This is a genomic window from Porphyromonas gingivalis ATCC 33277, from assembly GCF_000010505.1.
Classification (GTDB): domain Bacteria; phylum Bacteroidota; class Bacteroidia; order Bacteroidales; family Porphyromonadaceae; genus Porphyromonas; species Porphyromonas gingivalis.
Genome location: NC_010729.1, coordinates 149,720 through 176,043, shown reverse-complemented (window position 1 = coordinate 176,043; position 26,324 = coordinate 149,720). Strand labels below are relative to the sequence as shown.

Below are 26,324 nucleotides of genomic sequence, written 5' to 3'. Positions count from 1 at the left end.
AAACCCATTACCCGATTGATATGAAAGAATTCAAAGTGACTACCGGCCCTCTGCCCGGCAGTGAGAAAATCTATGTCGAAGGAGAGCGTTTTCCCTTCCTGCGTGTACCGATGCGGCGCATCCGAATGTCCGATACCATATTGGAGAACGGCGAACGTGAGAAAAACGAAGATGTAGTCGTATACGATACCAGCGGCCCCTATACCGATACCTCCTATGAGGTGAATCTGCACCGAGGCGTACCGAAGATACGCGAGCAGTGGATAGAGGATCGGGGCGATACGCTGCGGCTCGAAGGGCTCAGCTCCGAATACGGACGGATGAGGCAGTCGGACGCTTCGCTCGAAGAGCTGCGCTACGAGCATGTATGCACACGTCCCCGTGCCGCCAAGGACGGCTGTGCCACGCAGCTCTACTACGCCCGTCAGGGGATCGTGACGCCGGAGATGGAGTTCGTGGCCATCCGCGAAAATCAGTTGATCGATCAGGTCAGGACGCGCTATCGCGCCGAGGAGGGTGAGCCGCTCGGAGCTGTTATCCCGCGCAAGATCACACCCGAATTTGTACGCGACGAGATTGCCGCCGGACGGGCTATCCTTCCGGCCAATATCAATCATCCGGAGAGTGAGCCGATGATCATTGGGCGTAATTTCCTCGTCAAGATCAATGCGAACATAGGCAATTCGCCCATCAGCAGTACCATCGAGGAGGAGGTGGAAAAGGCCGTCTGGGCCATACGCTGGGGTGCCGATACGGTCATGGATCTCTCCACGGGGGATCATATCCATGAGACGCGCGAGTGGATCATCCGCAATTCACCCGTGCCCATCGGCACCGTACCTCTCTACCAGACGCTGGAGAAGGTGCAGGGCGATGTGACGAAGCTCAACTGGGAGATATTCCGCGATACGCTCATCGAGCAGGCTGAGCAGGGTGTGGACTACTTCACCATCCACGCCGGTCTGCGTTGGCACCACGTGCCTCTGACCTTGCGCCGTCTCACGGGGATCGTCTCCCGCGGTGGTTCCATCATCGCCAACTGGTGCACCACCCACAAGCGCGAAAGTTTCATCTACGAGCATTTCGAAGAGATCTGCCGGATCCTCGCACACTACGACGTAGCCATATCCCTCGGCGATGGCTTGCGCCCGGGCTGCATCCACGATGCCAACGATGCTGCGCAGATAGCTGAGCTGAAGACACTGGGCGAACTTACCGAGATCGCTTGGAAGTACAACGTGCAAACCATTATCGAAGGCCCGGGACACGTGCCCATGCACAAGATCCGCGAGAATATGGAGATTCAGCTCGAAGCCTGCCATGGCGCACCCTTCTACACCCTCGGCCCGTTGGTCAGCGACGTGGCGTCCGGCTACGACCATATCACATCGGCCATCGGCGCGGCACAGATCGGATGGTTCGGCACAGCCATGCTCTGCTATGTGACGCAAAAGGAGCATTTGGGTCTGCCCAACCGCGAAGATGTACGTGAAGGTGTAGTAACCTATAAACTGGCTGCTCATGCCGCCGACTTGGCCAAAGGACACCCCACGGCGTACTGGCGCGACTATATGATGAGCAAGGCGCGGTTCGAATTCCGCTGGAAGGATCAGTTCCATCTCTCGCTTGATCCGGAGAAAGCGATCCAATTCCACGATGCCACGCTGCCGGACGAAGGCCACAAAGAGGCGCATTTCTGCTCCATGTGCGGCGAACACTTCTGCTCCATGCGTGCCAATAAGAACTTCCGCAAGTTGCTAAACGAAGAGGCAGTCTCCAAATGAAACCGTGGCTGATCACTCCCGAAAGGCTTACGAGCGAGCAAATCGGCCTGCTCGACCACTTTTTCGACCGGGGCTTGGAGCGGCTGCATCTTCGCCTGCCCGATGCCGGCGAAGAGGAGTATTCGCTGGTCATCGAAGCTGTGGCAGCCTGCTATCGCCGGAGAATCGTGGTGCACGACCATCCCCGGCTCGTCGGCCGCTACGGATTGTGCGGTTTGCATCTGCCCGAACGGGTCTGGAAAGGCATGACCGATCGGCCACAGCTCCCCGATGGTTGTACGGTGTCAGCTTCGTGCCACACGATAGAGGATATAGAGTCCTTCCCCTTTCGGATCGACTACTGTTTCTTGAGTCCCATATTCGACAGTCTGTGCAAGGTGGGCCACGCAGGACGATTTTCCCCCGATTCTTTGGGCGATCGTCTGCAGCGACTCCATCTGCCCGTGGTGGCACTGGGCGGCATTACGCCCGATCGTCTGCCACAGCTTCGTAGAGCAGGCTTTGCCTCGGCAGCTGCACTCGGCTATGTGTGGTTGGCCGAAGGCCGGGAGTTGATGCGTTGGCAGGAATTGTGTACGCCGGCTGTTATCTGTGTCGGAGGAGTGGATCCGTCGGCCGGAGCCGGCATTACGGCAGATGTGCGGACGGCCGAAAACATGGGCGTACGGGCTTATACGGTGGCTACGGCTATTACCTTTCAGGGGAGTGGCAGCTATCGGGGGGAGCGATGGCTGGATCCGGCGGACATCATCCGGCAGATCGAAACTCTGTCGGCCGAGATGGAGCCTGCCGTCGCCAAGATTGGCCTGATCCGCGACTCGGACACCCTTTCTTTCGTAGTGGATTGTCTGAAAAAGGTTTTCCCCTCGATTCGGATCGTATGGGATCCCGTACTCAGAGCTTCGGCCGACAGCTCCTCGGGACAAGCGGATCGTTTCAATCTTGAAGATATAACGGCTTTGTCCCGGATAGACTTCATCACGCCGAATCTTCCCGAAGCTCGCCACCTTTTGGGTTGCGAACCGGACGATGAGACCCTGTTAGACTTCTATCGAAGGAGCGGTGTCGGCCTCGTCCTCAAGGGGGGGCATGCCGGAGAATCGGTCGTGACGGATCGGATCGTTTACGACGGTCGATGCGAAGCTCTCCGACTCTTACGCGGCGGTACGGAGAAGCATGGCACGGGTTGTGCCCACAGCACCGCTTTTGCAGCTGCTTTGGCCTTGGAACAAGAACCTTTTACGGCTGCCGGGATGGCACAGTTATATGTCAGTCGACTACGTGAGCGTACTTCGGGGTTGCTCGCTATGCACAAAGACCTGCCGGTCGATCCGGTCGTCAGGCTGATGAGCGAAATAGATTTGCAGTTCATCACGCACCGTCAGCCCGACCTGTCCGAACTCGAAGAAGCGGAGGCCGTCTGCCGTATGGGTGTGCGCTGGGTACAGCTTCGGATGAAGGAGGCTTCGCACGAAGAGATGCTTCGCACGGCTTGTGCCGTCAAGGCTGTCTGCCGTCACTACGGATCGCTTTTTGTCGTCAATGACCGTGTCGAAATAGCCCGTCAGGTAGATGCTGACGGCGTACACTTGGGCAAAGAGGATATGGCGATAGTCGAAGCGCGTCGCATCCTCGGTTCGAATAAGATCATAGGACGCACCTGCAATACGATGGAGGATGTGCGCCGAGCATATGCCGAAGGAGCCGACTACGTGGGTATAGGCCCGTATCGCTATACGGAGACGAAGCAGCGTTTAGCTCCCGTCCTCGGACTCGAAGGCTACAAAGCCATCGCCGCCTGTATGCAAGCCGAAGGCATCCGGCTGCCGGCCTTTGCCATCGGTGGGATAGAGGATGCAGACATTCCCCTCATTCGCGACTGTGGCATAGGAGGTATTGCCGTGAGTGGCAGCCTTATCAGGAAAATAAAAAAGAACTAATCGGATGATCTCCCTTCCGTATCGAACGATCATCTTTTGATAAACAGGAAAAAATCTAATGGAAATGTTACAAATTGCCGGCAAAACATTTGAATCACGCCTATTCGTCGGCACAGGTAAGTTTGCCTCCTCCGACCTGATGGAGGCTGTGGTCTTGGCATCGCAATCCCGTATGGTGACCGTTGCCCTGAAACGAGTGGAAATTGGTCGCGGCGAAGAAGACGACATGATCAGTCGCATCGTCCGCCATCCGGAAATCACTCTCCTGCCCAATACTTCGGGTGTTCGCTCTGCCAAAGAAGCCATTCTGGCGGCCGAGCTTGCACGGGAAGCCCTCCAAACCAACTGGCTCAAGTTGGAAGTACATCCGGATCCCCGCTATTTGCTCCCTGACCCTATCGAGACGCTTCGTGCCACGGAGGAGTTGGTTCGTCGTGGCTTTATCGTGCTCCCTTACGTTCAGGCCGATCCTGTGCTGTGCAAGCATCTGGAAGAAGCCGGCGCAGCCACGGTGATGCCACTGGGTGCTCCCATCGGCAGCAATCGCGGACTGAAGACCCGTGAAATGATCCGTATCATCATCGAACAGAGTCGTGTGCCGGTCGTCATTGATGCAGGTATCGGTGCGCCCAGCCAAGCGGCAGAAGCCATGGAGATGGGGGCTGATGCCGTTCTAGTGAATACGGCCATAGCCGTGGCGGAAGATCCCGTAAGCATGGCGACGGCTTTCCGCCTTGCCGTGGAAGCCGGCCGAATGGCTTTCGAAGCCAAGCTCGGCAGCGTCCGCTCCGAAGCCGAAGCCAGCTCGCCGTTTACCTCTTTCCTCAATCTGAAATAATTCTTCCGGAATATGACTTTCTATGATCACTTGTACGCCTCCCCCTATACTTGGGAGCGAGTGGGTAACCTCTTGGCCGATGCTACGGCTGCCGATGTGGAGCGTTCGTTGGCATACCGACGCCGCACCATCCAAGACTTTATCACGCTTATTTCGCCTGCAGCCATCCCTTATCTGGAGCAGATGGCCCGGCAGGCGCATGCCCTGACGGTAGAGCGATTCGGCCACACGATGCAGCTCTATATCCCCCTCTACCTGTCGAATATCTGTAGCAATGCCTGTGTATACTGCGGATTCAGTCGGTCGAACAAAATCCATCGCCGCCGACTCACTGCCGAAGAGGTGGATCGGGAAGCGGAAGCGATCCTTCGGCTCGGATACAAACACCTCCTTCTCGTGTCGGGAGAGTCCGAGAAAGCCACTCCGGCAAGCTACTATGAGGAAATGACGCGGCGACTGCGTCCACTCTTCTCCCAACTCTCGCTCGAAGTTCAGCCCCTGACCACGGAAGAATATGCCCGTCTGCATGAAGCCGGTATCGGAGCCGTCTATGTGTATCAGGAGACATACAACGAGCAGGCATACCCCACCTATCACCCTGCCGGCCGGAAGGCGGACTATCGCTACCGCTTGGAGACTCCCGACAGAATCGGCCGAGCCAATATGCAAAAGATCGGAATAGGGGCACTGCTGGGACTGGAGAATTGGCGTGTGGACTCCGTTTTCACTGCTTTGCACCTGCGGTATCTGGAACAGACGTATTGGAAGAGCAAGTTTTCCATCTCGCTGCCTCGTCTGCGTCCTGCCACGGGCGGATGGGAGCCTAAAGATTCTATCGATGATGTCGGTATGGTACAGCTTATTACTGCCTTCCGTCTGTTGGATAAGGATGTCGAGATCAGCCTGTCCACACGGGAGAGTCGTGAGTTTCGAGACCACGTGATGCCGCTCGGTATCACCTCGGTCAGTGCCGGCAGCAAGACCGAACCCGGAGGATATGCCGAAGAGAAAGCGGATCTGGAGCAATTCGCCATCAACGATACTCGCAGTCCGGCCGAAATGGCTGCCGATCTTCGCCGACTTGGCTACGAGCCGGTTTGGAAAGACTGGGATGCTTTCATGTAACAGAAGATTCTGTACCGTAACGCCTCGCATCCGAAGCGAAGCAATCTTCATAAGAATAAAGGCTGCTCTCCGGTCGAGGAAAGCAGCCTTTGTCGTGTTTGTTTTTATCGTTTGAATCCTACAAGCGAATACCTAAGCCTACGTGGAAAGAGGTATTCTTCAGCGTAGCCTCCAAGTTTTTAGTCTCGGGTTTAATGTCTTTTACGGTGTTGATCAAACCGAAGTCTGCACCGATGAGCAGATAGAAATTCGAATAGCCGACCATGGCAGCAGCACCGAGACCGACATCGAAACGTTTAGCATTGATCATCTCTTTCAAGCCATCTTTATAAATATCGAAGGTCGTCTCTTGACCATCCTTTCTGACAACAGTACCGTCACCCTTGATAGCATAGGAGAAATAGGGCCCTGCCTGTACAGCAACAGATACCAAGTTGAGCAGACTCAGACGATAACCCAGATGAACCGGTATCTCAATGTAGTGTGTCTTCACCTTTAGAGAAGAGTTTAGCCCCCAAGTACCTAGAGCAACTCCCTCAAGATTCGTTTTCATCCCTTTGGAATGGAATGCTAAACTAGGATTAACATAAAGACCATAACCTATGGGTATATCCAGACCTCCGGAGATACGATAGCCCACGATGGACTTACCGGTAAGGTCACCGATACTTTCCATCTTATAGTCGCCTGTACTGAAACCGACAGCTGCATCTGCCCTGAAGGCGATTCTCCCTTGTGCCGAAAGGGCACCGACAGCCGCCAAAATCATAGCGGCGATCAAGATCATTTTCTTCATTTTCATTTCTGTATTATATTAGACTTCTATGAATAATAACCGCCCCAAATATAAGGTTTTTCAATTACGGACATCTTTTTCCCCTTTGGAACGAAGTGCTTGTCTCCCTTTTCTTGAGAAGTAGAGAAAAGAAAAAGCCAAAACCGAAATAATAGTAGCAACTTTCGGTTTTGGCTTCGGGATAAAGGGAATTAGGATCGATTATTTCTGTGTCAGTTCGATGTGTACAGGATGATTCTCTCCCTGCATCGTGAGCTTCATAGTCTTGTTTTTCCAGTCGACTACACCTGTAACATCTTCTGCTTCAGACAAATCGATGTCTTCAAAAGCCGGGAACATCGGCTCTACGGAAAGGACCTGGCTCTTGGACAGACGGAGCAGAACACTCTTAGTGGAGGCGTTATACATATAGGGCATCTTCATCTTCATTTTGATCGTTATGCCCGGAGTAATCATAATATCTACGTTCAGGTTCGCATCCGTCTGCGAGAAAAAGTCAAGTTCCAATTTTAGTTTTGCCGATTCCGGTAGTTGAGAGTCTGCGTCGATCTCTCCATCCATCAATGCGATGATTTTATTGATTTCTGCGCCGGTCAGCATTCTTTCCCATTGGGTCTTCTCCAGCGTTGTCGGTTCGTCTTTCTTGCAAGACGAGAATGCCAGTGCTGACAAAAGGGCCAACATCATGGCTGTAAGTTTCATCATTCTCATATTTGTTCGTTTTTTGGTGAACGTGCCGGCAAATATAAACCAAAATTCCATTGGAGTGTTTTTAGGTTTTTCGTTAACCTTATTTGTGGTTTCCTTTCGGTTTGCATGAGCCGACTCTCTCCAATCATAATATAATCTGCTGCATTTCAGTTTGGGACGATGCACCTGTTTTCTTACCCGTTGGAGTCAGATGCAGTTTCTATTGCCCCAATGTTAGGTATATAACATAAAAAGCATGCCGAAACACTTGGTCTCGGCATGCTTTTTGTTCGGTAGCGAGACCCGGGATTGAACCGGGGACCTCATGATTATGAATCATGCGCTCTAACCAGCTGAGCTATCTCGCCATCGTCTTACAGTGACATCATTCATTGTCGCCCTAATTAAGACGGTGCAAAGGTAGATGTTTTTTTGACATGCGCAAGACATCTCTTTTGTTTTTCTTTTCTTGTTTCTTCCGCCCTCCTTGGTCCGAGCATTCCGCATCTCTATCCGATAGCGAATTGGCCGATCTCTTTTCCTTGCAAAAGGATACTTCTCCACGCTCAAAAAGACATCCGAAAAGAGCTTTTTAGCACTTGTACTCGTAATATCTTCTTTATTAGTCTTTTACGCGTTTTTTTATGCGCGATTTGTCCAAAACGAAGATGTTTTTTGTTGTCTCCTTATTGCTAAATGCGTGATTTGTCCAAGAAAATGCGCGATTTGTCCAAGTATATCTCCTCGCCACTCCGTTCCTTTGTGGCAGAGAAGGCCGAACATGCGTTCCGCGTTGTGCGAATTGCCGATTTTGATTTTGGACACTCTTAGCCAAGGGTAAACGATAATACAATCAGTAAAAAGTAAAAACAAGGAACGAAAACGGTGAAGAGAGAATTATGAGCCATCGTGCTCTCGTGAAAATAAGATAACAAACTAATCGCTAATCAACAATTCAAGAGACTGGAGGGCTCCCGTCCGATCGAGTCTCAAAGAAAAAAAGACAAAAACTATGAAGACAAAAGTTTTACGCAAATTCGTGGTGGCGGCTTTCGCCGTCGCAACCCTCTGTCCTCTCGCTCAAGCGCAGACGATGGGAGGAGATGATGTTAAGGTGGTCCAGTACAATCAGGAAAAACTGGTACAAACGAGGATGAGTGTGGCGGACAACGGATGGATCTATGTAATGACCCACAGTGGATACGACACCGGCAATAGCAATGTGAAGATCTTCCGCTCCAAAGACCAAGGTGCCACATACCAAAAGTTGAGGGATTGGGATCCATCGGATGATTATCAGTTTCAAGACTTCGATATCGTGGTAACGGGTAAGAATGAATCCGACATCAAGATTTGGTCGGTAGAGCTCATGAATAAGCCCGGAGGATATAAGAGTAGAGTTGCGGTCTTCAGTCGCGATGCCAACGCGCAGAATGCGAAACTCGTGTATAAGGAAGACTTCTCCAATGTGCAGTTGTACGATGTGGATATAGCCTCCAACTATCGTTCGCCTTCTTCTCTTAACAATGGTGGCAACCCTTTTGCTTTGGCTTTCGCTTACACCGGCTTCAACAATACGCACAAAATAAGTTTTGTGGACTATGTGTTCTCTCTGAATGGAGGGCAAAATTTCAATAAAAACTTACTCTTCAGTCAAGATGGAGAGAAGAAAATTGACAAGGTGGATCTCTCATTGGGTAGCACCTCTGAATCCATGGGTCACAATGCCTGGCCGCTAATGGGTGTGGTATTCGAAATGAATAAACAAGGGGGAAAAAGCGATATCGGTTTCTTGTCGAACTTTGTCGACAATGATCCCGAATTTCAGTGGTCAGGCCCTATAAAAGTGAGTGAAAACGACATGTCGTTCAGCCCCAAAATCCAAATGTTGCTGGACGAGGATAACAATACGATCAATGGGGAGAGTTGCCACAACTTCATGATTACGTACAGCGATTATGATTCTGAATATTCGGATTGGGACATTCGGTATGTATATCCCAAGAAATCGTTCAAGTATGAAAAAGGAAAAACTCCGACTATGGATGATCTGGTGGAAGCTTTCCTTACAGCTTCGTACCAGAGTGAGACCAACTCGGGGCTGGGGTATGACAAGAACGCCAATCACTACCTGATTACCTATGCCAAAAAAGAAGAGAACGGTACGAACACGCTGAAATACCGCTGGGCCAATTATGACAAGATTCATAACAAAGATTTGTGGAGCGACACATTTACGTATACATCATCTGCCAATGCTCTCTACACACCTCAAGTAGACATCAATCCGACCAAGGGTCTCGTGTGCTGGTCATGGGTGGAATATCTGCCGGGCAAACGGATCGTTTGGTCTGATACGCAGTGGACCCATGCCAACGGTGTAGAAGACATCGTAATGCAAGAAGGCAGCATGAAGCTCTACCCGAATCCGGCTCAAGAATATGCTGTGATCAGCCTGCCGACGGCAGCAAACTGCAAGGCTGTTGTTTACGATATGCAGGGCAGAGTAGTCGCTGAGGCTTCTTTCTCCGGCAACGAATACAGGCTGAACGTGCAGCACTTGGCTAAGGGTACGTACATGCTCAAGGTCGTATCCGATACGGAGCGTTTCGTAGAGAAGCTCATCGTGGAATAAAGGTGCAGCTATGACCGGACGTCTCTCTGTCGGATGAGAGCCTGTCCGTACTGGCAGACTGATCCGGCAAAGAACTGAAAAAAGTACATCGATACCCCTTAACGGCAAGAGAGGCAGAGGTGCAGACCGTCGGGTTGTCCTGCTGTCTCTCTTGTCTCTAAAAAACAACGCTATGAAATACAGAAGCATTATCCTCTCTTTCTTTTTGCTGATGCCGGTCTCAAATTGCTTTGCGGACATGCAGGGATATTGTATGCCCCAAAGTTGGGTCGGAAAAATAGGACAGAAAGCCAAAGAGAAAGTGGAAAAGCGAGTGGAAGAGAAAGTGGACAAAGCCATGGACAAGACTTTGGACAAGGCAGAAGAGGAGGCCACCCGAGGAAGAAAGAGAGCGACCACTGCTCCTGCTCCAAAGACCGCTCGAAAGACGATCTCCCTGCAAGAACTGGAACAAGAGACCGATCGGAAAACGCACCACATCGGCAATACGGGCAAGTCCGTTGGCAGGGCTACGGGCAAGAACGGATGTGAGATCCTGTTTCCGGTGAAGCAGGGTACTCGCCGCGAAATGACTATCTATGAAGCCAACGGCAAAGTAAGCGGCACGATCCGGCAGCAGGTACAGAGCGTAACGAATACGGCCAAAGGAATGAAAATAACCACAGCCCAAGAGATGTATGACAAGAAAGGAAAACAGATCTTTTCGGATGTGGCGAACATGTGGTGCGACGGCGACCGATTCTATGTCGATGCCCAATCGTTGCTCAACGAGCAAACGCTTAAGATGTTCAAAGACATCAAGTACAAAGTGACGGGCGTGGACATCGCCTATCCGTCCCGAATGTCGGCGGGTCAGTCCCTGCCCGATGCAGAAGTGACGATTACGGCCGAAGCGGCCGATTTCCCGTTGCCCCCGATTACTCTGCGAACCATCGGACGCAAGGTGCAGGGCATCGAGAGCATTACCACTCCGGCCGGGACTTTCGAATGCTACAAGATCAGCTATTCGATCGTCATGGAAAGTATGATTACGGTACAGATGAGTGCCGTGGAATGGATGTCCAAGGATGTCGGATGCGTCAAAAGTGAAAGCTACGACAAGAAGGGCAAGCTCGTAGGCAGTACCCTGCTCACGAAGCTGGAGTAGCCCACCGGATCCGCATTAGTCGTGGATATGGAAGATTACATAAGATTGCACCTCATCAAGAGTACCGAAGCAATCTTATGGCCATGAAGCACAGTAGCAAGGCCAAAGCCTTGAACAGCAAACTCTCTCGTCTGATCTGCGGGAGGGTTTAAGACCCCCTTATACACAAGGGTCTCTAATAAACTGTGACCGGATCCATGAGAGGGAGAGTCGTCCTGACAAACCCTCTTGTGGATCTTTCTTTTTTTCTATCGGCTTGAATGGTGGCAAAACGCACCGGCTCGACATTCAGGATGTTCCGGCATCGGGATAGCTCAAGGTCGGTTTGCGCTCCAAAATTTTCGTGTTTGTGACCTCTAAAAACGTGGTGCGTAAACTGTTTCGTTTTGGCGTGGGAAGTGAAAAATTTACGCACCACGACGAAAAAAATCTCGTTCCGTTTTCTCGGAAAACACAGACCGCAATCGGCAGATTTTTGGCTCGAGGTTGGCCGGAGATCGGATCACCGAAGCGAGGCTGATGCATAGGTATATATGAGCCAAGGGATGTATCTGTAGGAATTGACGTACTTTTGTCCGGAACCAAGTCCGTTTTTAGAGTATGCGCTTTGATGAATTGAATTTAGGAGATGAAGTATTGGATGGTCTCGATGCCATGAATTTCATCGAGACCACACCTGTGCAGGCTGCAACCATCCCACCCATTCTGGAGGGTCGCGACGTGATCGCTTGTGCCCAGACCGGCACCGGCAAGACGGCAGCCTATCTGCTCCCCATACTGGATCGCCTGAGTGCAGGCGAGTTTGCCTCCGATGTGGTGAATGCTGTGATCATGGCTCCCACTCGCGAACTGGCACAGCAGATAGATCAGCAGGTGGAAGGGTTTTCTTACTTCATGCCGGTATCGGCCGTAGCCATATACGGGGGTACGGACGGGGTGGCATGGGAGCAGCAACGTCGGGGGATGGCTATGGGGGCGGACATCGTGATAGCCACACCGGGACGTCTGATCTCGCATCTGAATCTCGGTTCAGCCGACCTCTCCCACGTCTCCTACTTCGTTTTGGATGAGGCCGACCGCATGCTGGACATGGGTTTCTTCGATGACATCATGCAGATATACAAGCAGCTGCCGAGTTCGTGCCAGACGGTTATGTTTTCGGCTACGATGCCTCCCAAGATCCGCAAGCTGGCAGCATCCATTCTAAGGGATCCGATAGAGGTGGAGATCGCCATCAGCCGTCCGCCCGAGAGCATCATGCAGAGCGCATACATTTGTTACGAAGCGCAAAAGCTGCCGATACTCCGCAAGCTCTTCGAGCAGTCGGCACCGAAGCGTACCATTATTTTCGCCTCGGCCAAGCTCAAAGTCCGTGAGCTGACTTCCACTCTCCGCAAGATGGGTTTCAATGTGGCCGATATGCACTCCGATCTGGAGCAGTCCCAGCGCGAACAGGTGATGCGCGACTTCAAAAACGGCTATGTGGATGTACTCGTGGCCACTGACATCGTAGCCCGAGGGATCGACATCGACAACATACGCGTAGTCATCAACTACGACATTCCCCACGATCCCGAGGACTATGTACACCGTATCGGGCGTACTGCCCGAGGGACAAACGGGGAGGGTCTGGCTATCACTTTCGTCTCCGAGGAAGAGCAGAGCGACTTCCACAAGATCGAGACGTTTCTGGGCAAATCGGTCTATAAATTGCCTGTCGATCCGGAGTTTGGTGAAGTCCCGGCCTACGAACCGGCGAAACGTCGCCCTCGCCGTTCGGGGCGAAGCGGCGATGGACGTTCAGGTCGATCCGAAAAGGACAAAAGGCAAGGAAAAACAGCTCCGAACGGGCGCAAGCGCGGAGGCACGAGACAGAGGCGATAGAGCCGAATCGAGCGTGACGGCAACGCCTCTGCCATTGCTTCATCCCGATCTTCTTTTCTTCTTCGAGCTTCCATACATAATGTATATATATTACTTTTGCATCATGTCCGTCAGCAGTCGCCTCGGAGGTGGTCTGACGGCTTCGATTTGCCGGCAATGGAACGATAACTCTACACCATATCAAAGATGAACAACGAAAACAACTTTTCTGTCTTCTCCGGGACAAATTCCCGTTATCTTGCGGAAAAGATCTGCAACAGTCTGGGTTGCCCTCTGGGGCGAATGAATATCGAGCACTTCGCCGATGGTGAATTTGCCGTATCCTATGAGGAGAGCATTCGCGGCCGGGATGTCTTCCTCGTACAGTCCACATTCCCATCTTCGGACAACCTGATGGAGCTGCTCCTGATGATCGATGCAGCCAAACGAGCTTCCGCACACTACATTACAGCTGTCATCCCCTACTTCGGATGGGCCAGACAGGACAGAAAGGACAAGCCCCGTGTATCTATCGGTGCCAAGCTGATCGCCGACCTGCTAAGCAAGGCAGGTATTACCCGTCTGATCACGATGGACCTACATGCGGATCAGATTCAGGGTTTCTTCGATGTGCCGGTGGATCATCTCTACGGCTCTACCGTTTTCATGGAATACATCCGCAAGAATATGCCCTTAGAGAACCTCGTAGTAGCTACGCCTGATGTCGGAGGTACGAAGCGTGCCAATAGCTATGCCAAACATCTCGGTGTGCCGATGGTAATCTGTCACAAAAGCAGGCTCAAAGCCAATGAGATCGCCGAGATGCGTATCATCGGGGATGTGCAGGACAAGGACGTACTGCTCGTAGACGATATTGTGGACACTGCCGGTACGATAACCAAGGCTGCTGACCTGATGAAAGAAAACGGAGCGCGCAGCGTATGTGCCATCGCCAGCCATGCCGTGATGAGCGATCCTGCTTCGATGCGAGTAGACCAGTCCTCTCTGAAAGAGATGATCTTCACGGATTCGATCCCCTATCCGCACAAGTGCGAGAAGGTGAAGATTCTCTCTGTGGCCGACTTGTTCGCAGAAGCGATCAAGCGTGTTTGCAGCCATGAGTCTATCACCACGCTCTATTATTTCTAAAAACATAGAGAATAGTCTGCTCGGAATAGAGTTGCCGGAGAGTCATTCTCTTTCTCGCGCAGCTGACCGAACAAAACTATTCGACATAATACCGATAGTCCTGCCATGGGTCGTATCAAGCAACGTTGGAAGCGTATTCTCTTCTGGGTGCTCATCTCACCCTTGTTGCTCGTACTGCTCGTGGCAGGACTGCTTTATCTCCCTCCCATACAGCAATGGGCTGTAGGGATAGCTACACAGAAGGCTTCCGAAGCCACCGGTATGCAGATAGGCATCGGACGCATCCGTCTGGGCTTTCCGCTGCATCTCTCCTTGCAGGACATCACAGCCGTAAAGGTGCAGGGCGACACACTGGCAGATATAGGCTCCCTACGGGTCAGCGTCTCGGTACTACCGCTCCTCCGGCGGCAAATGGAAGTGCCGGAGCTTAAGCTGCAAGATGCGTCCATCCACTATACTGACAGCTTGGGGCTGATGGATCTGAGGCTGAAAGCCAAGTCGATCCGAGCAGCTCACATAGCTATTGATCCCGAAGCCAAACGAGTAGTGCTGGGGCGGTGGCAACTATCCGATACCGACATCGCATACTTCAGTGCAGATACGACGGCAACCGATACGACTCAGAAAGAGCCATTCGACTGGCAATTCGAGTTGGACAGGCTGGATCTGAAGAATATATCCGCTGAAGTCCGGATGCCACTTGACAGTGTACTCCTCAAGACATTCGTCGGAAAGGCGGCAATAGCGAAGGCCAAAATGGATATTGCGGACATGCTCTATCAGGTCGGCATGGCGCAGTTGGACCGGACTGTTTTGTCTTACGATACGGACGAAGGGGAAGCTTCGCCTACCTCTTTCGACTATCGCCACATTGCTCTGAACGATGTTTCCCTCCAAGCCAAAGATATTTGTTTCCACGACGGTGATATGGAGCTTCAGTTGGTCAACGGATCCCTACGGGAGCGTGATCGGTTCGAACTACAGCGGTTGTCCGGGAGGTATAGGATGGATCGTTTCGGTTTCCTTCTGACAGACCTTTCCCTTGCCACCGGCCACAGCCATATCAACGGAGAGGTCCGACTACCATGGAGTATCTTCGAAAAAGATCCGACAGCCATGATCAATCTCTCTATGGATGCTTCGATCGGATTGGAGGATGTAAACTATTTGGCCGGCGATAATTTCCAACTACCCTCACGCAGGTTAGTGCGTTATCCCCGGACTCCGGTGGATATAGTGATACAATGCACAGGCACACTCGATGAATTGGAAGTAGAGCATATGTCCTTGTTCTGGGACGGAATGGCCGATATGGATGGACATGGAGTGTTTACGAAGTTGCTTGACGATCGCAATCGCGCCGGCAACTTTGTGCTGAACATGGGTTTTCATCAGGATGCATCAGGCCTTTTGGCGTTTTACGACAAGGCTCTTTACGAACGCTTCGCTATTCCGGCGGGCATGACTGTCGCTGCCGAGCTGAAGATCAGACGAGGAGTGTACAGCGGTCAAGTAAAGCTGACAGAGCGTTCCGGCAGCGTCCGTATCGATGGCGACTATCTGATGGGTACGGATAAGTATCGGCTCGATATGCAGGTGGACGGTCTGAATTTCAGTGCCTTCATGCCGAAGGATAGTATCGGTTCCATGCAGGCAGTGCTTCATGCCGAAGGGCGTGGATTCGATCTTTTCAATAAACGTACTGTCTCCACCATACACACATCGGTCAAACACATCCGTTGGAAAGAACGAGATTTGGACAGTATCACTTTCGATGCGGCATTGAACGAAGGAGTGCTCTTCGCTTCATTCAATAGCACCAACTCCTTCCTGAACGGGAGTATGCAATTGGATGCCCTCCTTGGCAAAAACAAACTGGACGGCTCTGTGATGGTGCGGATGGATTCGGCGGATTTCAATGCATTGGGCTTTGCAGACACCACTTTTGCGGCAGCTTTTGTCCTTGAGGGTCATGTGAAAAGCGATTTGGCTCAGACACATCGGTTCGAAGCCTCGGTACACGATTGTTACATGCAGCTCGAACGCTATAAAGTAATACCGGAGCGAGTAGATATATTAGCCGATACCGATCCCGATAGCATCCGTCTGGATCTCGTGTCGGGCGACTTGAAGATGGCTCTCAGAGTGGGAGAAGGCATAGATGCCGTTACGGTCGTGTCCCAATCTCTCGGGAAGAAGATAGAGACATTCCGCAACGACTCTATTCAGCGTCTACGACTCTCTTCGATTTTTCAAGAGCTGCCTCATGTGACTTTTACCTTGCAAGCCGATCGGTACAATCCGCTCCACGACTTGATGGAAGTAAACGGTATGAAATACAATTCCATCCGTGGCAAGCTGACAGTTTCGCCCGAAAACGGGGTGGAGGGGTATATGGATTTGCAGGGTTTGCAGCGCGATACGCTCCGCGTCGATCGTTTACATCTGGACATTGCTACGCTCTCACAATACGGTATGTTCGCGCCGGATTCAGCCAATTCGGCAGAGTTGGCGGATTCGATTTTGAACAAGTATGATCGCATGATCCGACTCACACTGACCATGGATAAGAATCGTTTCCGTCGTCAACCGGCCATGTATGGCAAAGTGGTGGCGGATGCTACCCTCCAGGGGTTGAATCTGCGCCTGAATTTGGCCGATGGAGCAAAACAGGATGCCTACCGCATTGGCATTCACGGATTCTGGGACGAAAGCGGCTACGGACTCAACTTCATCGAATCGGAGCCCGTCGTGTTGGCCTATAATCGTTTTATTGCCAGCAAGGACAATCGTATCTTCTATCGAAACGAGGACAAACGTCTGTCTGCCTCACTTGAACTAAGCAGCGAGGACGGGCAATACTTGTCCGTGCAGACCAATGATACCATTCCTGATTTGGAAGAGATAGGCCTGAATATCCGCAACCTGCGGCTGCAACAATACGTCCGGATGTCTCCTCTTCCTAATATAGCCGGCAGATTTTTCGCTTATGCACGACTATCCCGTACGGGGGGAGAGAACGGTATCACTACGATTACCGGAGATCTCTCTGTCAATGAGTTCGAATTTGAAGGCAAGTCTATCGGCAACATTGCATCCTCTCTGTTCTATGAACCCCGTAACGATCATTCGCACTACGTGACAGCAGAGATAAGCTACAATGGAAATGCTGCCCTCAATCTCGATGGCATCTACCATGGAGGTATCCGTGGAAACAATCTCGATATGGCTGCCATCCTTAACGGATTCCCGCTCGCCATCGCCAATCCATTTATCGGAGCGGAAAGAGCTTCCCTCTCCGGTTTCATCGAGGGAAAACTTGCTATCGCCGGTAAAACGGATAGCCCTCTGATCGATGGTCAACTGAATATGCGGGATGCATCGGTCTATTCGCCGATGATCGGCAATACATTCTATTTTTCGGACAAGCCACTGGTCTTCGATCGTCACAAATTGGTTTTCGACAATTATCAGATACGCGCTCAAGAAAAGGCGCAAGACGGTCTTAATCTTAATGGAGAAGTAATCCTGACAGGAGCCAGAGCCATGACAGCCAATCTGAAGATGCTGGCAGATGAGATGACCGTGTTGGACAGCAAAAGAAATCAGGGCGACTTGCTGTATGGCAAACTGATTGCCTCCACCGATCTTTCCCTTCGCGGTCCTCTGCAAGCACTTGCGATTTCGGGCTCTCTGGATATTCACGGTGGCACTTCATGCACGTATGTGTATACTGGTGCAGATCTGGAAACGGAAAGTCGGATGGGCGATGTGGTGAATTTCATGGACTTTTCCGATACGATCATGATCCGATCGCAGGCTGAGATGGAAAAGGAAAGAGCATCCTTCGGTGGGATGAATATGCTTGTTCGGATTCATATTGATCCGGTTGTACAGTTGGGTGTCGATCTCTCGGCCGGACATCAAGACTATCTGGAGTTGCAAGGAGGAGGAGACATGACTTTCACTATGCCGGCTTACGGGGAAATGAGTTTGACCGGACGGTACAGTATGAGTGGTGGCGGCACCATGCGCTATACGCTCCCCGTCGTGGGTAAGCAGGTCTTCACTATCGACCCATCGAGCTACGTACAGTGGAGCGGCAATGCACAAGAGCCTTACGTCAACTTCAAAGCAGTGCAGCGAGTACGTGCCGATGTGATGGAGAGCGGTAGCAAGACGTCGAGAAAGGTGAATTTCGATGTTGGTATCATCGTCAAAGAAACGCTCAAGAATATGGATTTGGTGTTTGATGTCGAAGCACCGGAGGACTTCTCTATCCAAACCCAACTGCGAAGTATGGGGCCGGAAGAGCGTTCCAAGCAGGCCATCGGACTCTTGGCAACAGGCTCTTATTTGGCTTCGCAATCGAGTGGGTTCAACTTTGACAATGCACTCAGCAGCTATGCTCAGGGAATGATCAACAGTGCTTTGGGCAAGGTATTCGATGGCTCCGGACTGAACATCGGTATGGAAAGTCACGATGGCACCGATGGCGGCGGTACATATACGGACTTCACGTACAGCTTCAGCAAACAGTTCTATGACAACAGGATCCGTGTCGTGATCGGAGGATCTGTCGCTTCCGGCTCCAATGTGCCGACCAATAAGGAAAGGACATTGGTGGACAACGTATCCGTGGAGTACCGTCTGGACAAATCAGGAGCACAGCACCTCAAACTCTTCCACAAGAAGAACAATGAAAATCTGCTCGAAGGAGAGATAACGGAGACCGGTATCGGCTATGTGATCAGCCGAAAGCTGGCGCGCTTGTCCGATCTGTTCCGTTTCGGCAAGAAGAAAGAGACGAAAACCATAGTGCCGAAAGCAGAAGCTCTCAAACCCGAAGAGGAGCCGGTATCCGTGCAGACGGATATCATTCCGACAAAGCGATAAGAATCCGATGAAAGTATTACGGCAAGTATTCCTCCCCATCCTTTTTGTCCTACTGACAGGTGCCTGCTCCACCACGAAGAACCTGCCGGAAGGCGAACAGCTGTATATCGGAATGGGCAAGACACAGATACTCCGGCAGGACAAGAGCCACGCTGGCCAACAGGCTCTGACCGAAGTGGAGAGTACACTGAAAGTCACACCCAATGGAGCTATTTTCGGCAGTGCGAGTGCCTCCTTACCCAAGATACCATTCGGGCTATGGCTATACAACAGCTTCGTGGGGGATTCCACTGTCATTTCGAAATGGATATTCGACAAGTTTGCCGCCAAGCCGGTTTTCACCAGTCAGGTCAAATCCGATAGTCGGGCTAAGGTGGCGACGAACATCCTCCGCGAACACGGGTACTTCGACGCTAAAGTAAAAAGCAGTGTGACCACTCTGAAAAAGGACTCGCTCAAGGCCAAAGTCTCCTATACGGTGGATATGGCCTCTCCTTATCATTACGACAGCATCATTCCCTTACCGATCAGCACTTTCCCCGACAGCATTCTGGCTTACAGGCAGACTCCGTCTTTGATCAGGAAAGGAGACCAGTTCAATTTGGCAAAGCTGCACGAAGAGCGTCAGACCATCAGTGCCCTGCTGAGAGACAATGGTTACTACTACTTCCGCCCACAGGATATTATCTACGAAGCCGATACCCTCCTCGTAAGAGGTGCCGTATGCCTGCGAGCCAAGCTCTCGGAAGATACTCCACCCCAAGCCATGCGCCCGTGGAGGATAGGGAAACGGACTGCAGTCCTGCTCGGAATGAACGGAGAAAGCCCGACAGACTCGCTCGAAGTGGAGGATATGAAAGTCCTTTACTATCGTAAAATGCCGGTTCGCCCCAAGATTTTGGCCAAACGCTTTCGTTTCTTCCCCGGCAATCTGTATCGGCAGAAAGACGATGAGACGACACGCAAATCCTTGGCTCGTTTGGGAGCCTTCTCCGTTATCGATCTCAATTTTTTGCAACGCGATTCCATTTCCGGCCTTTTGGATGTGCGACTGCTAACCACCCTCGACAAACCTTGGGATGCATCATTAGAGACCTTGTTCACGAGCAAGAGCAATGACTTCATCGGTCCCGGACTGAATTTTGCTCTTGCTCGGCGCAATGTATTCGGCGGAGGAGAAAATCTTTCTTGGAATATCGGTGGATCGTATGAGTGGGAGACCGGCAATCGTCCCGAAAATAACAGCAATCGGCTGATCGATATAAATTCGTACAACATGAATACGGCCGTGAACCTCTCGTTTCCCTCGATTGTATTTCCCGGTCTGCTGGACAAATACTATTACTACCCCACGACTACGACTTTTCAGGCTTCTGCCACCGCGCTGAACAGGGCACACTACTTTAGCATGTACTCTTTCGGCTTTTCGACCACCTACGAATTTCAGCCCTCCAAGGAACACCGGCATGCTATTTTCCCGCTCAAGCTCAACTACAACCTCCTGGGGCATCAGACAGAAACTTTCCAGGCCATTACGGCGAACAATCCGCCCCTGCTGCTCAGCCTTCAGAGTCAGTTCCTTGCTCAAATGGGGTATATCTATACGTTCAACAAATCCGTTTCAGAGAAAAGTCCTCATCATCTTTGGATGCAATTCGGACTATCCGAGGCAGGCAATCTCCTGAATCTGATCTATCTGGCAGCCGGCAAGAAGTACAGCGACACCAAGAATTTCGTCGGCGTTCCCTTCTCTCAGTTCATCAAAGCCACGGGAGAACTGCGCTATTCCTATACCATAGACCGCAATCAGTCACTGGCAACCCGTTTCGGAACAGGCGTGATATATAGCTATGGCAATATGCGAGTGGCACCCTATAGCGAGCAGTTCTATGTAGGCGGTGCCAATAGTATCAGAGCTTTCACCGTCCGTAGCATCGGCCCCGGACGGTTCAATCCGGATTCCGACAATCAGTATTCCTATTTGGATCAGGTGGGCGAATTCAAACTCGAAGCCAACGTGGAATATAGAGGCAAGCTTTTCGGGGATCTCCACGCAGCCGTTTTCCTCGATGCGGGCAACGTTTGGCTCTTGAGGGAGGACCCTTCCCGTCCGGGCGGTGCTCTGTCCGAAGTGGGATCGGTGAGCAATTTCCTGAATAGCATCGCTCTCGGCACCGGTGTCGGCCTTCGCTACGATCTGGCATTTCTCGTGGTTCGTGTCGATGTCGGCTTCGGTCTCCACCTTCCTTACAATACGGGTAAGAAAGGTTACTACAATATCCCACGCTTTAAGGATGCCATCGGTTTCCATTTGGCTGTCGGCTATCCCTTCTAAGAGGAACAGCGAAAGAAGATCAGCCCCTTCGTTCGATACAAAACTCCGAATACCCATTTGTGATAAAATCTGTTATCGGCTGCTGATAGAGTAGTCGCAACAGACAAAAAGCGAACGAAAAATCGGGAAAAACTCGCGCCATGATTTCAGATTTGCGGTTTGTCTTTTTTCCAAATCTCGAACCAAAAGCGAAAAAAAGACGAGCGAGAATTTTTTGATCGCCGAACGACTATTTCGGATTTTTCGGTTCCGTTTTTTTGTGTCTTGCCGCTCGTGTTTTCTTTATCGGGAGTACCGATAGGGATTTTGTTAGACTTTTCATACAGTATATTACAGATTTTCGGTTTTTACAGGATTCCTCTTTTGGGGGAGCTTCGGCGGATCTCTTTTTCGACTTTTAAGCTAAGGAATGTAAGTATCTTTGCCACTTGAAAGTAAAGTTGTCTGCGTGAGTCAAAGGAAAAAACTGTCAGCCGGTCTCATCCGGTTTATCCGTCGTTATCGCAAGGCTATGCGTCGCTCCAAATGGATCGTCGTGGCCGTGCTGACTGTTGCTTTTTGCCTGTTGATCCTTCCCAATCTGATTTTGCAAATTCCGTCAGTGAAGCGTTCCGTCGCCGGACGTGTGCAGACCGAGCTATCCAAAGCACTCGGAACGCATGTCCGCATCGGGCACATCAGCATTGGCTGGTGGCGACAAATGGAGATCGACGATATTGTCATCTTCGATCGTGCCCGTCGTCCTGCGGTGTCAGCCGAACGTTTGACCGGGGGGCTGGATCTGCTCCCTCTTTTGAAAGGCCGTCTGAGCTTCTCCTCTGCTCGTCTGTTCAAAGGCGAACTCGATGTATATCGTTCGCGTCCCGATACGGCTCTGAACATTCAGTTCCTTCTGGATGCTCTGAAAAGTAAGAATCCGGAAGAGCCGAGCCGGCTACGACTCAATATCAATACCATCTTGCTCAGGAACTGCCGGCTCTCTGCTTCGGGATTGTACAAGGCCCAATCCGACACATTGGGATTGCTCGACTTGAATGCCAAGGTACGTCTTTTCCAAGCGGACAGTACGGGACTGAAAGCTCAGCTGCGCCATCTTTCTTTTCTCGAAAAAAATACCGGTCTCGATCTCAAAGAACTGCATGCCGATGTCAGTCTTCGTGGCGACACTTTGGGAGTGGCTCGTCTTCATATCTCTTTGCCGAATAGTCACATCGGTATGGTCTCCGGATACTGTATTCTCTCGCCCGAAAGCTCTGCCTTGCCTGCCATAAGGGTGACGGACTTGGGCGGACGGATCCGTCCCTCCGACCTGAAAGGTTTGCTCCCGGCACTCGATACGATGGATGATATATTGAATCTTTCTGTGCCCGAGCTGACAGTCGCTTCCGGCGAAGCGGTTCTGCCTGAAATCAGTATGAACTATGGCGATGAACTGACCTTGCAGGCAGGCATAGGGTTGGCAGAAATAGGAAAAAAGGAACGGATGCATGTCAGACTCCGGTTGGATGAGCTTAAGCTCGGAGTCCGGGCCTACATGCTGGCAGAACGTCTTTTCCCTGATAAGCTCTCCACTCAAATGCGCCACTTGGGTGCTATCGATATTATGGCAGCCGCTAACGGCCGGCTGGACGATCTGCGCCTGAAAACTCGTGTGGAGACGGATGCCGGAGCTTTGACCATACAAGGCAGCATCAGCCTCGATTCTCTCTGGCGACTTGCCGATGTAGATGCTCATGCGACTACCGAAAGACTGGAACCCAAGCTCATGGCAGACCGGCACGATTGGCCTGAACATGTGGCGTTCGACCTGAAGATGAAGGCCCGACTGGCTGCCGGCAATCTCCTCTCGGGAAGTGTGGAGGGACGCGTGTCGCACCTGACTTTCCGAGGCTATACCTATGAGGATCTGACGATCGACTTACAGGCCGACAAGGGGCAGTGGTCAGGCATCCTGAATATGAACGACCCCAATGGCCATATTCGGCTATCCTCTGCCGGAGAGGGGCTGCCTTTCTCTTCGAGTTCTTCCCGGTTCGAATGGAATCTGACAGCACACAAACTTCGTCCCGATCGACTTTTGCCCGGCTTCGGACTGCCATCGGCCGATGCTCTTCTGGTTTCTTCCGGAGAATTGGTCGGGAGTCGTATTGACGATCTGACAGGAACGATACGAATAGATACCCTGGACTGGCAAACCTCCGACAAAGAACTGCATCTGCACAATGTGAAACTGGCTATGGCAAGGGTAGAGCGACATAGCTCCATTACCCTCAGTTCCCCTTTCCTTGAGGGAGCACTGGATGGTGAGTTCGCATTATCCAAGCTGCCTTCGATGCTCGAAGAAGTGGTTGGCGCACATCTTCCTGCACTTGCGACCCGTAGGTTGCAGGCAAGAGTGCCGACTGAGGATGTCCGTCTGCGTTTGGCGTTGGACGGCTCTTTGCCCAAGGAAGTGTGCAGCTTCTTCCGGTTGCCTTTGGCCGAAGCGGATTCTATCAGGATCAGGGCAGGCTATTCCGAATTGCTTCGAAGCCTCGATCTGCACATTCGTACCGACAGGCTCATGATTATGAACAAAGAGCTACGGGATACGGAGGTGACCTTGAACTCATCCACCGGGAAGGCCGAACTCATCTGTCGGTCCGACTTGTATGTGAATGGCGATGCCACGACACGAGACCTCAACCTGAAAGCATCAGTGGCAAACGACAGCATCCGTACCCGACTGGATATGGGACAGGACAAGCGAGGAGCGAAAAACGGATTTATATCGCTGCTCACAAACTTCCATCGGGACGAGGACTCATCGCTGAATACTCATATTCGTCTCGATCGCTCTACGGCACGCATCGGACGGTATGAGTGGCAGATAGCCTCGGCCGAGGCTATGTTGGCTCCTGAAAGGGTTGTGATCAGCGACCTCTCTATCAAGAGTGAAGGCAAGGCTATTGAAGCAGAGGGAGTACTCAGCAGTTCGCCCTCCGACTCGCTTCGTGTGCGTGTGGATCATATCAGTCTGAAGTACATATTGGATTTGGCCGGAGTGGACTTCGACATGCTCGATGTGGAAATGACGGGAGAGGCTGTCTTGAGCGACATCGCAGACCGGCAGTTCATGCAGGCACGCATTACAGGCGAGAGCTTCACTGTCAACGGTATAGACGTGGGCCCCATATCGGCTTTCGGCTCTTGGGAGAAATCTACGCAGAGGATCCTTTTGGATGCATCGGTACACAATCCCGATGGTACGAGTACGTCAGCTTGGGGGTATATCCGCCCATTCAATCCCCACGCCGGTCTGGATCTGCGATTCGATGCCAAGCATGCCGATGTGGCCTTCATCGGACCTTTCTTGTCGGAGTTCTGTCATAAGCTGGAGGGACATGCTTCGGGCAACATGCGACTCTTCGGCGATTTTAGCGATCTGACCATAGAAGGGGAGGTTATGGCCGAGCATGTGACTTTCGGAGTCAAGGCTTTGAATACGGAGTATGAATGCGATGGGCAGAAAGCCGTATTCACTCCTACTCGGATGCGCTTCGAGAATATGCTGGTGAGCGATCCGGACGGGCATACGGCCCGACTCAATGCACATATCTCGCATCGCGCTTTCGATGACATCAAAGTGGATCTGAAAGTCAGTGAAGCTCGTAATATACTTGCTTATAACGTGCCGGAGCGGGACAACCCCAATATACATGGCCAGGTTTATGTGTCGGGTGCTGCATATTTGCGCGATGTGCCCGGGGGGATGAGATGCGACGTCAATCTGATTTCCGAAAAAGGAACCCATATCGTGCTGAACTTTACGCAGCCTACGACAGCGGAAGAGTATCGTTTCTTGCGATTCGTAGATCCGAAAAGCAGCCGTGAGCGAGCGAGACAAGAAACTTCGCCGGATCGTCCTTCTCTACCTCTACCTGCTACGGGAGGAGATCCGGAGACGGATTTCCATCTGGTCATGAATGTAGGCGTGACACCGGATGCAGAGGTGGATTTGATACTGGATCCGCAGACCGGTGATGGCTTACGCGGATCAGCTGGTGGAGATTTGCGTATCGATTACCATACATTGGGGGATCTGAATGTATTCGGAGGGCTGGAACTGTTGTCGGGCACTTATAATTTCAACCTCCGGCAGATTGTCCAAAAACGTTTCAGCATCAAAGAAGGCAGTAGTGTGAATTTTGCCGGCAATCCGATGCACGCAACTCTGAATGTAACGGCCGAATACAATCTGACAGCCAATCTGAACGACTTGGACGAGTCTCTCGTGAGCGACGTCAGACGGACTACCATTCCGGTGAATTGCCTGCTTCAGATCAATGGTGCCATGTTGCAGCCTGCTGTCAGCTTCGACATTAAGCTACCCAACTCCGACAGCGAATTGGAGCGTCGGGTTCGCAGTCTCATCCACAGCGAAGATTCGATGACGAAGCAGATCGTTTATCTTCTTGTCTTAGGAAAGTTTTATACGCCGGAGAATGTCTATAATTCGGGAAGCGGTACAGACAACTGGACGGCAGTGGCCACCACCACTCTGTCGCAGCAGCTCACCAATATGCTCGGAAGCCTTAGTGACAAAGTGCAGATAGGAACGAGCATCAAGACGACCAACACCTCTTTTCAGGACACCGATATAGAACTGCTCCTGAGTAGTCGTTTGCTGAATAACCGTCTCCTTATCAACGGGAATGTGGGCTATCGGGACAATCCTAATCTACAGAATACCTATGTGGGCGAATTTGATGCCGAATATAAAATCAATCCGTCCGGCTCCATTCGTATTAAAGCCTACAACCACTATAACAACCTCTATCAATATCTGCGTCAGTCCCTGACGACGCAAGGCCTTGGCCTTATCTTCAAGTATGATTTCGATGGCCGGCGACTTCGTACTAAGAGAGCCGGAGAAGCCCGCATCGGCATCGATTCTCTCACACGACCCGACTCCGTAAGAGCGCAATAGTCCTACGGTTGTATGCTACAGCTGCATGCCGATCCGCATGCAGTCAGTTCTTTCTCATCAGGGCAATCGCATTTGAAGTATTAACACACATATAGCCTGATGATGCTCCGTCCGGAATAAGCACGAATTAATGTGTTGGAGATTCTAATTGTAGAAG

General features: G+C 51.5%; 14 protein-coding genes and 1 tRNA gene. 12 read left to right on the top strand and 3 right to left on the bottom strand.

Annotation, left to right across the window (positions count from 1 at the left end):
• Positions 1-20: 20 nt before the first annotated feature.
• From thiC to thiH, 4 genes are read left to right on the top strand one after another with little or no spacing between them, the layout of a single operon-like run.
• Positions 21-1,784 carry a phosphomethylpyrimidine synthase ThiC gene (thiC, locus tag PGN_RS00750; RefSeq protein WP_012457290.1) on the top strand — a complete coding sequence of 588 codons (1,764 nt, stop codon included), beginning with the start codon at positions 21-23 and terminating at the stop codon, positions 1,782-1,784.
• Positions 1,781-3,724, top strand: coding sequence for a thiamine phosphate synthase (locus tag PGN_RS00745; protein WP_012457289.1), 1,944 nt, complete (start codon positions 1,781-1,783; stop codon positions 3,722-3,724). The genes thiC and PGN_RS00745 overlap by 4 nt, the downstream gene beginning before the upstream one ends.
• Positions 3,725-3,782: 58 nt before the next feature.
• Complete coding sequence (locus PGN_RS00740; protein ID WP_012457288.1) at positions 3,783-4,562, top strand: thiazole synthase; 780 nt, start codon at positions 3,783-3,785, stop codon at positions 4,560-4,562.
• Between the two features lie 12 nt (positions 4,563-4,574).
• Entirely contained in the window at positions 4,575-5,687 is a 1,113-nt protein-coding gene (gene thiH, locus PGN_RS00735) for a 2-iminoacetate synthase ThiH (RefSeq protein WP_012457287.1), read from the top strand.
• Positions 5,688-5,805: 118 nt separating this feature from the next.
• Here thiH and PGN_RS00730 read toward each other — a convergent pair whose 3' ends face one another.
• The 3 genes from PGN_RS00730 to PGN_RS00720 all read right to left on the bottom strand — a co-directional run bounded on the left by PGN_RS00730 (position 5,806) and on the right by PGN_RS00720 (position 7,541).
• Positions 5,806-6,489, bottom strand: a complete 684-nt coding sequence (locus PGN_RS00730; protein ID WP_012457286.1) for a porin family protein — start codon at positions 6,487-6,489, stop codon at positions 5,806-5,808.
• 195 nt (positions 6,490-6,684) lie between these two features.
• Entirely contained in the window at positions 6,685-7,185 is a 501-nt protein-coding gene (locus tag PGN_RS00725) for a hypothetical protein (RefSeq protein ID WP_013816058.1), read from the bottom strand.
• Between the two features lie 282 nt (positions 7,186-7,467).
• A tRNA-Met gene (locus tag PGN_RS00720) sits at positions 7,468-7,541 on the bottom strand.
• A gap of 644 nt (positions 7,542-8,185) precedes the next feature.
• Between PGN_RS00720 and PGN_RS00715 the strand changes: the two genes are divergently transcribed.
• The 8 genes from PGN_RS00715 (at position 8,186) to PGN_RS00685 (ending at position 26,167) form a co-directional block, all read left to right on the top strand.
• Positions 8,186-9,808: a TapA/TapC family T9SS-dependent outer membrane protein gene (locus PGN_RS00715; RefSeq protein WP_012457283.1), complete on the top strand. Its 1,623-nt coding sequence runs from the start codon at positions 8,186-8,188 to the stop codon at positions 9,806-9,808.
• A gap of 172 nt (positions 9,809-9,980) precedes the next feature.
• Complete coding sequence (locus PGN_RS00710) at positions 9,981-10,955, top strand: TapB family protein (protein WP_012457282.1); 975 nt, start codon at positions 9,981-9,983, stop codon at positions 10,953-10,955.
• A 398-nt stretch (positions 10,956-11,353) separates the two neighbouring features.
• Positions 11,354-11,482: a DUF1661 domain-containing protein gene (locus tag PGN_RS10090; protein WP_232523939.1), complete on the top strand. Its 129-nt coding sequence runs from the start codon at positions 11,354-11,356 to the stop codon at positions 11,480-11,482.
• 73 nt (positions 11,483-11,555) lie between these two features.
• Positions 11,556-12,839 (top strand): DEAD/DEAH box helicase, encoded by a 1,284-nt coding sequence (locus PGN_RS00705; RefSeq protein ID WP_012457281.1) that lies wholly within the window; start codon positions 11,556-11,558, stop codon positions 12,837-12,839.
• Positions 12,840-13,025: 186 nt separating this feature from the next.
• Positions 13,026-13,967, top strand: a complete 942-nt coding sequence (locus PGN_RS00700) for a ribose-phosphate pyrophosphokinase (RefSeq protein WP_004584679.1) — start codon at positions 13,026-13,028, stop codon at positions 13,965-13,967.
• Positions 13,968-14,072: 105 nt separating this feature from the next.
• Entirely contained in the window at positions 14,073-18,863 is a 4,791-nt protein-coding gene (locus PGN_RS00695) for a translocation/assembly module TamB domain-containing protein (RefSeq protein ID WP_043876309.1), read from the top strand.
• Positions 18,864-18,870: 7 nt separating this feature from the next.
• Positions 18,871-21,198, top strand: coding sequence for a BamA/TamA family outer membrane protein (locus PGN_RS00690; RefSeq protein ID WP_012457279.1), 2,328 nt, complete (start codon positions 18,871-18,873; stop codon positions 21,196-21,198).
• Positions 21,199-21,646: 448 nt separating this feature from the next.
• On the top strand, positions 21,647-26,167 hold the full coding sequence (locus PGN_RS00685; protein ID WP_230847034.1) for a translocation/assembly module TamB: 4,521 nt from the start codon (positions 21,647-21,649) through the stop codon (positions 26,165-26,167).
• The last annotated feature ends 157 nt before the right edge of the window (positions 26,168-26,324 follow it).

Coding starts and splice junctions, on each gene's coding strand:
- thiC (WP_012457290.1), top strand. CDS start 21: ATGAAAGAATTCAAAGTGACTACCGGCCCTCTGCCCGGCAGTGAGAAA.
- PGN_RS00745 (WP_012457289.1), top strand. CDS start 1,781: ATGAAACCGTGGCTGATCACTCCCGAAAGGCTTACGAGCGAGCAAATC.
- PGN_RS00740 (WP_012457288.1), top strand. CDS start 3,783: ATGGAAATGTTACAAATTGCCGGCAAAACATTTGAATCACGCCTATTC.
- thiH (WP_012457287.1), top strand. CDS start 4,575: ATGACTTTCTATGATCACTTGTACGCCTCCCCCTATACTTGGGAGCGA.
- PGN_RS00730 (WP_012457286.1), bottom strand. CDS start 6,489: ATGAAAATGAAGAAAATGATCTTGATCGCCGCTATGATTTTGGCGGCT.
- PGN_RS00725 (WP_013816058.1), bottom strand. CDS start 7,185: ATGAAACTTACAGCCATGATGTTGGCCCTTTTGTCAGCACTGGCATTC.
- PGN_RS00715 (WP_012457283.1), top strand. CDS start 8,186: ATGAAGACAAAAGTTTTACGCAAATTCGTGGTGGCGGCTTTCGCCGTC.
- PGN_RS00710 (WP_012457282.1), top strand. CDS start 9,981: ATGAAATACAGAAGCATTATCCTCTCTTTCTTTTTGCTGATGCCGGTC.
- PGN_RS00705 (WP_012457281.1), top strand. CDS start 11,556: ATGCGCTTTGATGAATTGAATTTAGGAGATGAAGTATTGGATGGTCTC.
- PGN_RS00700 (WP_004584679.1), top strand. CDS start 13,026: ATGAACAACGAAAACAACTTTTCTGTCTTCTCCGGGACAAATTCCCGT.
- PGN_RS00695 (WP_043876309.1), top strand. CDS start 14,073: ATGGGTCGTATCAAGCAACGTTGGAAGCGTATTCTCTTCTGGGTGCTC.
- PGN_RS00690 (WP_012457279.1), top strand. CDS start 18,871: ATGAAAGTATTACGGCAAGTATTCCTCCCCATCCTTTTTGTCCTACTG.